The 11,924-nt window shown below is 71.5% G+C and carries 13 protein-coding genes and 1 pseudogene; 8 read left to right on the top strand and 6 right to left on the bottom strand.

Going from position 1 to position 11,924, the window contains the following annotated elements:
• Positions 1-138: 138 nt before the first annotated feature.
• Positions 139-495, bottom strand: coding sequence for a sterol carrier family protein (locus tag QM621_RS08565; protein WP_414989959.1), 357 nt, complete (start codon positions 493-495; stop codon positions 139-141).
• Positions 495-1,025 carry a bifunctional adenosylcobinamide kinase/adenosylcobinamide-phosphate guanylyltransferase gene (gene cobU / locus QM621_RS08560; RefSeq protein ID WP_414989958.1) on the bottom strand — a complete coding sequence of 177 codons (531 nt, stop codon included), beginning with the start codon at positions 1,023-1,025 and terminating at the stop codon, positions 495-497. Before cobU ends, QM621_RS08565 begins: the two co-directional genes overlap by 1 nt.
• Before the next feature lie 86 nt (positions 1,026-1,111).
• Between cobU and QM621_RS08555 the strand changes: the two genes are divergently transcribed.
• From QM621_RS08555 to QM621_RS08540, 4 genes are all read left to right on the top strand, one after another.
• Positions 1,112-1,879, top strand: coding sequence for an MBL fold metallo-hydrolase (locus tag QM621_RS08555; protein ID WP_414989957.1), 768 nt, complete (start codon positions 1,112-1,114; stop codon positions 1,877-1,879).
• 88 nt (positions 1,880-1,967) lie between these two features.
• Entirely contained in the window at positions 1,968-2,606 is a 639-nt protein-coding gene (gene tmk, locus QM621_RS08550; protein ID WP_414989956.1) for a dTMP kinase, read from the top strand.
• Positions 2,603-3,751 (top strand): DNA polymerase III subunit delta', encoded by a 1,149-nt coding sequence (locus tag QM621_RS08545; protein WP_414989955.1) that lies wholly within the window; start codon positions 2,603-2,605, stop codon positions 3,749-3,751. Before tmk ends, QM621_RS08545 begins: the two co-directional genes overlap by 4 nt.
• Before the next feature lie 20 nt (positions 3,752-3,771).
• Positions 3,772-5,304, top strand: a complete 1,533-nt coding sequence (locus tag QM621_RS08540) for an alpha/beta hydrolase (protein ID WP_414989954.1) — start codon at positions 3,772-3,774, stop codon at positions 5,302-5,304.
• A 9-nt stretch (positions 5,305-5,313) separates the two neighbouring features.
• Here the strand turns inward: QM621_RS08540 and QM621_RS08535 are convergent, their stop codons facing one another.
• From QM621_RS08535 to QM621_RS08525, 3 genes are read right to left on the bottom strand one after another with little or no spacing between them, the layout of a single operon-like run.
• Positions 5,314-6,099, bottom strand: a complete 786-nt coding sequence (locus QM621_RS08535) for a sugar phosphate isomerase/epimerase family protein (protein WP_414989953.1) — start codon at positions 6,097-6,099, stop codon at positions 5,314-5,316.
• Between the two features lie 26 nt (positions 6,100-6,125).
• Positions 6,126-6,965, bottom strand: a complete 840-nt coding sequence (purU, locus tag QM621_RS08530) for a formyltetrahydrofolate deformylase (protein ID WP_414989952.1) — start codon at positions 6,963-6,965, stop codon at positions 6,126-6,128.
• Positions 6,966-6,983: 18 nt separating this feature from the next.
• Complete coding sequence (locus QM621_RS08525) at positions 6,984-7,892, bottom strand: Ppx/GppA phosphatase family protein (RefSeq protein ID WP_414989951.1); 909 nt, start codon at positions 7,890-7,892, stop codon at positions 6,984-6,986.
• 52 nt (positions 7,893-7,944) lie between these two features.
• On the opposite strand from QM621_RS08525, the gene QM621_RS08520 reads away from it, so the two are divergent.
• The 3 genes from QM621_RS08520 (at position 7,945) to QM621_RS08510 (ending at position 9,997) form a co-directional block, all read left to right on the top strand.
• On the top strand, positions 7,945-8,688 hold the full coding sequence (locus QM621_RS08520) for a hypothetical protein (protein WP_414989950.1): 744 nt from the start codon (positions 7,945-7,947) through the stop codon (positions 8,686-8,688).
• A gap of 75 nt (positions 8,689-8,763) precedes the next feature.
• Positions 8,764-9,405 carry a VOC family protein gene (locus tag QM621_RS08515; RefSeq protein ID WP_414989949.1) on the top strand — a complete coding sequence of 214 codons (642 nt, stop codon included), beginning with the start codon at positions 8,764-8,766 and terminating at the stop codon, positions 9,403-9,405.
• 124 nt (positions 9,406-9,529) lie between these two features.
• The gene (locus QM621_RS08510) at positions 9,530-9,997 is read left to right on the top strand and encodes a hypothetical protein (protein ID WP_414989948.1); all 468 of its coding nucleotides are present in this window, start codon (positions 9,530-9,532) and stop codon (positions 9,995-9,997) included.
• Positions 9,998-10,000: 3 nt separating this feature from the next.
• Here QM621_RS08510 and QM621_RS08505 read toward each other — a convergent pair whose 3' ends face one another.
• Complete coding sequence (locus QM621_RS08505; protein ID WP_414989947.1) at positions 10,001-11,635, bottom strand: FMN-binding glutamate synthase family protein; 1,635 nt, start codon at positions 11,633-11,635, stop codon at positions 10,001-10,003.
• Positions 11,636-11,749: 114 nt separating this feature from the next.
• Between QM621_RS08505 and QM621_RS08500 the strand changes: the two are divergent.
• Positions 11,750-11,924, top strand: a pseudogene (locus tag QM621_RS08500) (DNA repair protein RadA); the annotation flags it as partial.

Below are 11,924 nucleotides of genomic sequence, written 5' to 3'. Positions count from 1 at the left end.
CGCACCAGTGTAAAGGCGTCTCACCCCGACCTCGACCGCTCAGGCTCCCCTATGGGTCACCCCTTGCCAGATTTGCTGGCTTATCCACCGTTTCCAGGCGGGGGAACGGTGGATAAGCCAGCAAATCTGGGAAGAACGTCACACCAGGGGGAGGTGGGGGGTGAGGTCGGAGCGCTCGCCGCTGGCGGTGACGCGGGCCGCCGAGCGGGCGTCGGACCAGGCGAGCGCGCCGCGGGCGAGGGCGACCCAGGTGGCCGGGTCGGTCTCGACGACGGCCGGCGGAGTGCCGCGCGTGTGCTTGGCGCCCTCGATCACCTGGACCGCGCCGAACGGCGGCACCCGCACCTCGACGCTGTGTCCCGGCGAGCGCTGCTCCAACACCGCGAGGAAGTGACGGGTGAGCGCCGCGAGGTCGGCGCGCGCCGCCTCCCCCGCGTCGATCCGCGCGCAGGCCGCCGCCAGCTCGCCCGGGGCGAGCGTCTTGTAGCGCGCCATCAGAGCGTCAGGACCCGACCGGCGACGACGAGCAGCACCTGGTCGCACTCGGCCGCGATCGACTGGTTCGCCCGGCCCAACAGGTCGCGGAACAGCCGGCCCGACCGACGCTCCGGGACGACGCCCATGCCGACCTCGTTCGTCACGACGACGACCGGACCGTCGTACGCGGCGACCGCCTGCGCGACCTCTTCGATCCGCTCGGTCAGCGTCGGCTCCCAGTCGTCGAGCACCGCGTCCCAGGCGTCGAGTTCGTCGAGCTGCGCGGTGATCCAGGTGCCGAGGCAGTCGACGACGACCGCGCCCTCGGCGTGGCTGATCGCGGCGGCGAGGTCGGCCGACTCGACCGTCGTCCAATGCCCAGGACGCCGGGCGCGATGCTGGGCCACCCGCGCGGCCCAGTCGGGGTCGTCCTCGGCCTCCGGCGACGGCCCCGGCGCGATATAGGTGACGACCGGCTCGCCCACCACCAACGACTCGGCGTGGAAGGACTTGCCCGACCGAACGCCCCCCGTCACCAGCACCTTCATGGCCCACCTCCGTCGCTCCTGTGACAGCGTAGGGCGCCAGCGGCACACCGCGAACCGATCACGCGCCGTCCGCCTACGATCAGCCCATGCGCGTTCACCATCTGGTCGCCGGCCGCACCGCCCCTCCGGGCATGGCGTCGTTCATCTGCCATGTGCTGCTGGTCGAGCATCCCGACGGTCTGACGCTCGTGGACTCCGGCTTCGGCCGCGCCGACATCGCCTATCCGACCCGCCTGGGACCGCTGCGGCACGTGCTGCGCCCGGTCGCCGGGGCCACCGCCGCCGACGCGGTGGAGGAGGCGGGCTTCGCCGTCGACGACGTCGCGCACATCGTGCTGACCCATCTCGACCTCGACCATGTCGGCGGCGCGGTCGACTTCCCGCAGGCCACCTGGCACACGACCGCCGACGAGTGGTCGGCGGCCACGACGGCGCGACGCCTGGTCGACCGTCCGCGCTACCGCACCGCCCAACTGCGCGGTTCCCGCGAGGTGCGCGCCTACGCCGGCATCGGCGACCTCTGGCGGCACGGGCTGTCGGCGCACGAGGTCCTCGGCGGCGTCAGCATCATCCCGATGCCCGGCCACAGCCTCGGCCACGCGGCCGTCGCCGTGCAGAGCGACCGGGGACTCATCGTGCATGCGGGCGACGCGGTCTTCGACGCCAGTTGCTACGGCGCCGCCGACGCGCGGGGCAAGAAGTTGCGGATGAAGCCGGAGCTGCGGGCCTTCGAGCTGACCGTCGCCCGCGACCGCCTGCGGCTGCGCCGCAACCACGCCGCGCTGGCCGCTCTGCACGCCGACCCCGAGACCACCGTCGTCAACGCCCACGACGACCGCGTCTTCCCCGGCTGACCCTCGGACGCGCGAACAGCCCAGAGCGAGGACCGCGACCTCCTGATGGGAACGGTCCATGTCAGCCCTCGCCGGTAGGCTCGCGGGCATGAGTCACCAGGAGGCGGATCGCGGGTTCTTCCTTGTCTTCGAGGGCGGCGAGGGCGGCGGCAAGTCCACTCAGTCGCGGTTGGTCGCCGACTGGTTGGAGGCGGAGGGGCGCACGGTCACGCGCACCCGCCAGCCGGGCGGCACCGACGTGGGGGCGCGGCTGCGCGAGATCCTGCTCGACCCCGCCACGGGCTCGCTCGACCCGCGCGCCGAGGCCCTCGTCTACGCCGCCGACAAGGCCGAGCACGTCGCCACCCTCCTCGCCCCGGCCTTGAAGCGCGGCGAGGTCGTCGTGTGCGACCGCTACGTCGACTCGACCCTCGCCTATCAGGGGGCCGGACGGGCCGTCGACCCCGGCGAGCTCGCCCAGCTCTCCGCGTGGGCCACCCGTGGCCTGCGCCCCGACCTCACCGTCGTGCTCGACGTCGACCCGCTGGTCGGGCTCGGCCGCGCCGGCGACCACGACCGCATCGAGTCCGAGCCGCTCGACTTCCATCAACGCGTCCGTGGGCGTTTCCTCGCCCTCGCCGCCGAACGCCCCGAGGCCTATCTCGTCGTCGACGCCGACCGCGACCCGCAGGCCGTGCACGCCGAGGTCCGCGAGGCCGTCGCCGCCCGGATCGAGGCACATCGATGACCGTCTGGGACGAGCTGGTCGGCCAAGAGCCCGTCGTGGAGACGCTGCGCGGAGTCGTCGCCGACCCGGCCGGACCCACCCACGCCTGGCTGTTCACCGGCCCTCCGGGATCGGGCCGCTCCAACGCCGCGCTGGCCTTCGCAGCGGCCTTGCAGTGCGCCGAGGAAGGCTGCGGCGACTGTGAGTCCTGCGTGATGGCGGCCGCCGGATCGCACCCCGACATCCAGGTCGTGCGCACCGGCGGGCTGTCCATCGGCGTCGACGCCGCCCGCGACGCAGTACGCCGCGCGGCCCTGCACCCCTCCGTCGGGCGCTGGCAGGTGCTCGTCGTCGAGGACGCCGACCGACTCACCGACCAAGCCGCCAACGCGCTGCTGAAGTCGCTGGAGGAGCCGTCCCCGCACACCCTCTGGATGCTGTGCGCGCCCGCCGTCGAGGACGTCATCGTCACGATCCGCTCACGCTGCCGGTCGGTCGTGTTGCGCACTCCCTCCGCGTCCGCCATCGCCGAGTTGCTGGTGCGCCGCGACGGCGTCGAGCCGCAGTTGGCCGCCGCCACGGCCGCCGCGTCCCAAGGCCACATCGGCCGGGCGCGCGGCCTCGCCCGCGACCCGGAGGCCAGGCGGCGCCGCGTCGCCATCTTGCAGATCCCGGCGCGGATCGGCCATCTCGGCGACGCGCTCGCCGCCGCCCGTCAGGTCGACGAGGAGGCCGCCTCCCGCGCGGCGGCCCGCTGCGACGTCGCCGACGAACGCGAGCTCGACGCCTTGAAGAGCTCCTGGGGCGTCGAGGACCGCGGCCGCCGTCCCGCCGGGTACGCGGGCGCGCTGTCGTCGTTGAAGAAGGAGCAGACCGCGCGCCGCAAGCGCATGGCCCGCGACGCCGTCGACGGCGTGCTGCTCGACCTGCTGTCGTTCTGCCGCGACGTGGTCGCGGTCCAGCTCGGCGCGGCGCACGCCCCCGCCGACCTCGTCAACGCCGACGTGGCCGAGCAGATCACGGGCCAGGCCCGCCTGTGGACAACCGAGGAGACACTGGCGGCGATCGATGCCATCGTGAGGTGTCGCGACGGCCTGGAGGCCAACGCGTCGCCGCTGCTGGCATTGGAACGGCTGATGGCCCGCTTCGTTCCGGCGTCGGCCTGACACCACAGGAGGAGACAGTGATGAAGAAGATCATGATCGCCGGGGGGCTCGTCCTCTCCCTCATCGTCGCGGGGGCGATCGTCGCCCTCGTCTGGACCGCCGACCGCTCGACCGACCCTGACCCCGAACCGAAGCGCGAACCCGCCGCAGAGGAGGGCAGCTACCCCGAGGAGCTGGAGGAGTTCTACACCCAGGAGCTCGACTGGGAGGAGTGCGACGGCGATCAGTGCGCGACCATCGCCGTGCCGATCGACTACGACGACCCCGACGGTGCGACCACCGAGCTGTCCATGCGGGTCGTCGGCGACGAGGACGCCGAGCAGCACCTCTTCGTCAACCCGGGCGGCCCGGGCGGCTCGGCGGTCGACTTCGCCGTCTCGATGTCGTCCGACTTCGGCGACGACGTGCTCGACGAGTACGCGATCGTCGGCGTCGACCCGCGCGGCGTGGGCGAGAGCTCGCCGCTGGAGTGCTACGACGACGCCGAGTTCGACACCTACGTCGACGCCGACCCGACCCCGGACACGCCGGAGGAGGTCACGCAGTACGGGGAGTTGGTGACCGGCATGGGCGAGGCCTGCGAGGAGAACTCCGGCGACCTCGCCGCCCATGTGTCGACGGTCGAGGCGGCCCGCGACATGGACATCGCCCGGGCGCTCCTCGGCGACGAGGAGTTCCACTGGTTCGGTGCCTCCTACGGCACCTACCTCGGCGCCACCTACGCGGCGCTGTTCCCCGAGAAGGTCGGCCGCATGGTGCTCGACGGGGCGATCAACCCCGAACTCGGCCCCGTCGACTCCGCGCTCGGCCAGACCACCGGCTTCCAGCGGGCGTTGGAGGCCTACATCGAGGACTGCGTCGCCGACGACGACTGCCCGCTCGGCACGGACCCGGCCGCCGCGGAGCAGAAGCTCGCCGCGCTGCTGGCCCAGCTCGACGCGCAGCCGATGCCCACCGACGACGAGGACCGTCCGCTGACCGAGGGCGAGGCTTTCTTCGGCGTCGCGCTGCCGCTGTACGTCGAGTCGGCATGGCCGCTTCTGACCTCCGCGCTCCAGGCGGCGATGGAGGACGACGGCAGCGGGCTGCAAGAGCTGTCCGACCTGTACTTCGAGCGCGCGGACGACGGTACCTACGCGGGCAACATGGGCCAGGTCATCACCGCGGTCAACTGCCTCGACGACTCCGAGCGTCCGTCGCCCGAGGAGGTCGCCGAGCGGCTGCCCGAGTTCGAGGCGGTCTCGCCGGTGTTCGGCCGCGCGCTCGGCGCGAGCGCCGGCGGCTGCTCCTCCTGGCCCTTCGAAGCCGACGCCGAGGAGCTCGACTTCACCGCCGAGGGGGCCGCGCCGATCCTCGTGCTCGGCACCACCCGCGACCCGGCCACCCCGTACGAGCAGGCCGTCGAGCTGGCCGACCTGCTGTCCTCGGGCGTCCTGGTGACCCGCGACGGCGACGGCCACACCGCCTACACCTCCGGCAACTCGTGCGTCGAGGACGTCGTCGACGCCTATCTGGTCGACGGGACGGTCCCCGACGAGGATCCCGAGTGCTGAGCGTCGGCCTCAGCCGAGGTGCTCGCGGCAGAACTCCAGCGCCTCGGCGAGGTCGTCCTCGCGGGAGCGGGCGTCGAGGGCCTTGCGGGTGTTGACCTCGACCACGACCTCGCCGACGAAGCCCTGGTCGGCGATCTGCCGCAGGAAGGCCGCGCACGGCTGGTCGCCGCGCCCGGGGATCAGGTGTTCGTCGAGCGCTCCGCCTCGGCTGTCGGCCATGTGGACGTGGGCGAGCCGGTCGCCGAGGTCGCGGGCCATGCGCACCGGATCCTGCCGGGCGGTGCCGCTGTGCGACAGGTCGACGGTGACGTGCGCGTAGTCGTGGACCACCGGATCCCAACCCGGCGCGTACGCCTGGAACTCCCGCTTGCCGCCGGTGCGCCAGGGGTACATGTTCTCGACGGCGTAGACGAGGCCGTGCTGGCGCTCCAAGTCCGCGACGCCCGCGACGAAGTTCGACGCGTACTCGCGCTGCCAGCGGAACGGCGGATGCACCACGATCGTGTCGCAGCCGACCGCGTGCGCCATGTCGGCGGCGCGGTGCAGCTTGCCCCACGGCTCCGTGCCCCACACTCGCTGGGTCAGCAGCAGCGTCGGCGCGTGGACCGAGACCACCGGCACCTCGTGGAACTGCGACAACCGGGCGACCGCGTCGAGGTCGGTGCTGACCTCGTCGACGCCGACCATGATCTCGACGCCGTCGTACCCCAGCCGGGCCGCCGCCTCGAAAGCGCTGGCGGTCGATCCCGGATAGACCGACGAGGAGGACAGCGAGACGCGGATGGCTTCGGACACGACTCCCAGCCTAGAACGCGGCGGACTCAGTCGAAGACGACCGTGCGGGGACCGTTGAGCAGCACCCGCGACTCGGCGTGCAGCCGGACGGCCTGCGAGAGCGTGCGCGCCTCGACGTCGCGGCCGACGCGGGCCAGGTCGAGCGGCGCGAGACGGTGGTCGACGCGCTGCACGTTCTGGTCGATGATCGGCCCCTCGTCGAGGTCGGCGGTCACGTAGTGGGCCGTCGCGCCGATCAGTTTCACACCCCGGTCGTGCGCCTGGTGGTACGGCCGCGCGCCCTTGAAGCTCGGCAGGAAGCTGTGGTGGATGTTGATCGCGCGGCCCGCCAGCGCCCGGCACAGGTCGTCGCTGAGGATCTGCATGTAGCGGGCCAGCACCACCAGCTCGACGTCGAGCTCGGCGACCAGCCGCAGCACCTCGGCCTCAGCGGCGGGCTTGTCGACGACCGGGACGTGGTGGAAGGGGATGTCGTAGGCGTCGGCGAAGCGCTCCAGGTCGCGGTGGTTCGACACGATCGCCGGGACCACGATCGGCAGCGCGCCGGTGCTCTGCCGGTACAGCAGGTCGTTGAGGCAGTGCCCCTCCTTCGACACCATCACGAGGGTGCGGGTGGGCTGCTCGGCGACCACGAGCCGCGCGTTCATCTGGTGCTCGGCGGCCACCGGCGCGAAGGACGCGCGCAGCTCCTCGACCGTCTGCGGGTGGTCGAAGTGGACGCGCAGGAAGAACTCGCCGTCGGCCAGGTCGGTGAACTGCTGGCTGTCGAGCAGATTGCCGCCGGACTCGGCGATCCAGCGGGTCACGGCGTAGACGAGGCCCGGACGGTCGGGGCAGGTCAGGGTGAGGACGAACGTCGAGGACATGGGACTCCCGGGATGAGGTCAGAGGTGGTCGATGCGTTCGAGGAGGACGCCCTCGCGCAAGGCCCACGGGCAGATCTCCAGCTCCTCGACGCCGAACAGGCTCATGGTCGCCTCCGCGACGAGCGCTCCGGCGTAGAGCTGGTGGGCGCGGTCGGCCGAGACGCCCGGCAGCGCGGCCACCTCGGCGTCGTCCAGATCGCGCAGCTTCTCGACGAGGGGGGTGAGGTCGGCCAGGGCGAGCGTGCGCCGCACGAACGGGCCGTCGGCCGACGGGGCGGCCCCGCAGACGCGGGCGAGCGAGCGGAAGGTCTTGCTGGTGGCGACCGTGTGGTCGAAGGCGCCCGCGCGGCGCACCGCCCCGGCGCCGTCGGCGATCTCGGCGCGCACGTGCTTGCGCAACTCGTCGAGGTCGCGTCCGGCGTCGACCCACTCGCGGGTGAGGCGTCCGGCGCCGAGCGGCAGGGAGTAGGCGACGTCGGGGCTCTCGTCGGCCCCCGTGGCGACCTCCAGCGAGCCGCCGCCGATGTCGAAGACCGACAGGCGCCCCGCCGACCAGCCGTACCAGCGGCGGGCGGCGAGGAAGGTCAGCCGCGCCTCGTCCGCGCCCGACAAGACCCGCAGTTCCAGGCCGGTGGCGGCGTTGACGCGGGCGATGACGTCGTCGGCGTTGACCGCCTCGCGCACCGCCGAGGTGGCGAAGGAGGTGACCTCGGCGCAGCCCTGGTCCTCGGCGACCCGCTGCGCCTCGACGCAGAAGTCGAGCAGCCGGTCGACGCCCTCGTCGGTCATCGTGTCGCCGTCGAGGTGCTGGGCGAGCCGCAGCGGCTCCTTGTGCGAGTACGCGGCGACGGGCGGACCGCCCCGGAAGGCGTCGACCACCAGGAGATGTCCGGTGTTCGACCCGATGTCGAGGACTCCCATACGCATGACGCCCATCGTCCCACGTCCGCGCCGGACGCGTCGTAGAGTGGCCGTCACTATGCCCGAAGTCGACCTCGGATTCCCCCGCGCGTGGGTGGAGTTCGCCAATCCCGACGACGCCACCGAGCGTTTCCGGTGCGACCTCACCTGGCTGACGTCGCGGTGGACGTGCATCTTCGGCCAGGGCTGTCCGGGCATCTACGAGAGCACCCCCGACGTGGGCTGCTGCTCGCACGGCGCGCACTTCGCCGACGACGAGGACTACGAGACGGTGGCGGGTTTCGTCGAGCGGCTGACGCCTGAGCAGTGGGAGCGGCACGACGAGGGCCGCGCGACCGGCTGGACCGAGCGCGACGAGGAGGGCGACCTCAAGACGCTCGCCGTCGATGGGGCCTGCGTGTTCCACAACTCCAAGGACTTCGCGGGCGGCTACGGCTGCGCGCTGCACGGACTCGCCCTGGCCGAGGGGATCGAGCCGTTGGAGGCCAAGCCGCAGGTGTGCTGGCAGCTACCGCTGCGCCGGGGCTACCGGGAGGTCGACCCGGGCGACGGCGAGGAGTACACCGAGGTCACGATCGGCGAGTACACCCGCGCGGGCTGGGGTCCGGGCGGCCACGATTTCGACTGGTATTGCACGTCGAACACCGAGGCGCACGTCGGTCGTGAGCCGGTCTACCGGTCGAACCGCGCCGAGCTGACCGCGCTCATGGGCGAGGCCGGCTACGCGCTGCTGGCCCAGCACTGCGAGGCCTTCGAGCGCGGCGGCCTGCCGCAGCCGCATCCGGCCTCGGTCGGGACCTGAGCCCTCTCGGGTGAGCCGCCGGGTGAGGGGAGCCTCATCTGCGGACGCGGGGCCCGTCCGGGACAGACTGGGACCATGCATCTGGACCACGTGACGTTCGCCGTCGGCCATCAGGGGCTCGACGCCACGACCGAGGCTCTGTCGGCTCAGCTCGGCGCGCCGTTCCTCGACGGCGGGGTGCATCCGCGCTTCGGCACGACCAACCGGATCCTGCCGCTGACGAACCGCCAGTACCTGGAGGTCGTCGAGGTGCTCGACCATCCGGCCGCCGAGAAGGCCGCCTTCGGGCAGGCCGTGCGTGAGCGGTCCGAGGCCGGCGGCGGCTGGCTGCACTGGTGCGTCTCGACCGACGACCTGGCCGACGTCGAGCGTCGCATGGGCCGCCACGCGGTGCCCGGCAGCCGTCACCGCCCCGACGGCTTCCTGTTGGAATGGCGCCAGATCGGCACGAGCACGATGAAGGCCGACCCGCAACTGCCCTACGTGACCCGCTGGGACGTCCCCGACGAGGAGCATCCCTCACAGGCCGCCGACACCGGCGTCGAGTTGGTCCGCATGGAGATCGCCGGCGATCCGCAGCGGGTGGCCGACTGGCTCGGCGAGAAGGTGTTCACCGCGCTGGAGTCGATCGAGGTCGACTGGGCCGCGCAGAACGCCCTCCCCGGCATCCTCGCCGTCACCTTCCGCACCGCCGACGGCGTCGAGGTCCGCGTCTGAAGTTGTCCACAGGCGACCTCGACCAAGTCGTCACACTGTCCACAGGCGCGAGATTCGTCCTGGTGTCACGTCGAACTGACCACTTTGCTGGTCTTGACACTGTTCGACGACGCACACTAGGAGCGTGAACATCATGGGTTTGTCCGACTGGGCTTCAGTAGCCACCATCGCGGGGACGCTGGGCAGCTTCGCCGTGTTCATCCATTTCGGCAATCAGAAGACCCGACAGGCGACGCAGGAAGCCATCTCACGACTCGCCACGACGGTGGAGAAGAACCGCGAGGAGGCCCGAGCCGACACGCAGGCAGTCCTCGCGGTCGTGGAGAAGAACCGCCAAGAAGCTCGCTCCGACGCCCGGGAAATCCTCGCCGTCGTCGAGAAGAACCGCGAAGAGGCTCGCGCCGACACACGGGAAGTCCTCGCCATCGTGGAGAGAAACCGTGAAGAATCACGCGCCGATACCCAGGAAGTTTTGAGAGTCGTCGAGCGGAATCGACGCGAGGCTCGTGAGGACAATCAACAGACGCGCGACGAGGTCGTCCGGCTCTTCGACGCGACCTACCGTCCAGCGCCCGACATCCGTCAAGCCTGACCCTCACGCCTCGCGGCCCATGCGGGCGCGGGAGTCGTGGCGGCGGCTGTCGGGGTCGAAGGTGTCGGCGGCGGCCTCCTTCCAGTCCCGCGCCCAGGTCTCGCGCGGCTGCTCCAACAGCTCGCCGTTGGCCAGCCACTCGTAGAGGTCGTGGTAGGTCCGGGTCACCTGCGGGTCGACCCGGCGGAACAGCTTGCGCGGGTTGAGCTGGCCGAAGTCGTCCAGCCCCATCGACGCCACGATCTGCCGAGCCGAGTTGACCGTCTTCTCCTGGTACTGGAAGACCCGGTGCTTCTTATCCTCCACGACGAGCGCCCGCGCCCGCGCCGGGTCCTGCGTCGCCACCCCCACCGGGCAGGTGTTGGTGTGGCAGGTCTGCGCCTGGATGCAGCCGACGGCGAACATCATCGCCCGGGCCGACAGCGTGAAGTCGGCGCCCTGGCAGATCCGCTTGACGATGTCGATGCCGGTGGCGACCTTGCCGCTCGCGCCGATCTTGACCTGATGGCGCAGCCCCACCCCCACGAGCGCGTTGTGCACGAACATCAGCGCCTCGGTCAGCGGCATGCCCAGGTGGTCCTCGAACTCGACCGGACCCGCGCCCGTGCCGCCCTCCGAGCCGTCGACGATGATGAAGTCCGGCGCGCTGCCGCGTTCCAGCATCGCCTTGCAGATCGCCAGGAACTCGCGCCGCGAGCCGATGCAGATCTTGAAGCCGACCGGTTTGCCGCCGCTCAAATCGCGCAATTGGTCGATGAAGTCGATCAGCTCCAACGGCGTCGTGAACGCGGTGTGCACCGGCGGCGAGGCGACCGTCGTGCCGATCTCGACGCCCCGCGCCTCGGCCACCTCGGCGGTCACCTTCGACCCGGGCAGCAGTCCGCCGAGACCCGGCTTGGCGCCCTGCGAGACCTTGATGTTGATCGCTTTGACCTGCTCGATCCGGGCGCGCTCGGCGAACTTGTCGGGGTCGAACTGGCCGTCGGGCGTGCGGCAGCCGAAGTAGGCCGAGGCGATCTCCATGATGAGGTCGCCGCCGTGTTTGAGGTGGTACCGCGAGATCGACCCCTCGCCGGTGTCGTGCGCGAAGCCGCCCATCGCCGCGCCCGCGTTCAGCGCCTCGATGGCGTTGCCCGACAGCGAGCCGAAGCTCATCGCCGAGACGTTCATCAAGGCGATGTCGTAGGGCTGCGTGCATTTCGGGCCGCCGAGGCGCACCCGCGGCTGCGGGGTGTCGGGCTTCGGTTTGGCGCGCAGCGAGTGGGCGACGAACTCATAGCCGACCGCCGTCACGTCGCGCTGGGTGCCGAAGGGCTCCTCGCCGTGGTTGCCCTTGGCCCGGTCGTAGACGAGGTCGCGAGTCTCGCGGTCGAAGGGCATGCCCTCGGTGTTCGACTCGACGAAGTACTGCCGGATCTCCGGTCGGATGTGCTCCAGCAGGAAGCGCGCGTGCCCGATGATCGGGTAGTTGCGGGTGATGCTGTGGTGGGTCTGCACGAGGTCGTGGAAGCCCACGAGGGACGCCACCACCCCGGCGACGCCGACGACCGCCAGCCACCACCACCCGCTCACGACGCCGACCGCCGTCGTCGCGCCTCCGATCACCAGGACTGCCAGGACCACCAGGGCTCGTGTCATGCCGCCACCTCACGATTCGCCCCTCCCGAGGAACAGTGTGGCGCCGATCACATCGTTTGTCATCGACTCGATGGTGTCCACGAGTTGTCCGAGGCGTGGCCTAGCGTTGAAAAGGTGAGTTCCAAGACGAAGGCCTCCCGTCCCACCTACCGCTGCGCCGAGTGCGGGTGGACCACGTCGAAGTGGGTAGGGCGCTGCGGCGAGTGCCAGGCGTGGGGCACGGTCGACGTCGCGGGCGGCGAGCGCACGGCCGGTCGCACCGCGCCCGCCGAGGCCGCGCGGCCCGCGG

This window comes from Aeromicrobium sp. (assembly GCF_047606445.1).
Taxonomy (GTDB): domain Bacteria; phylum Actinomycetota; class Actinomycetes; order Propionibacteriales; family Nocardioidaceae; genus Aeromicrobium.
Note: the sequence above shows the minus strand (reverse complement) of the source record. Positions and strands in the feature narration are given on the sequence as shown.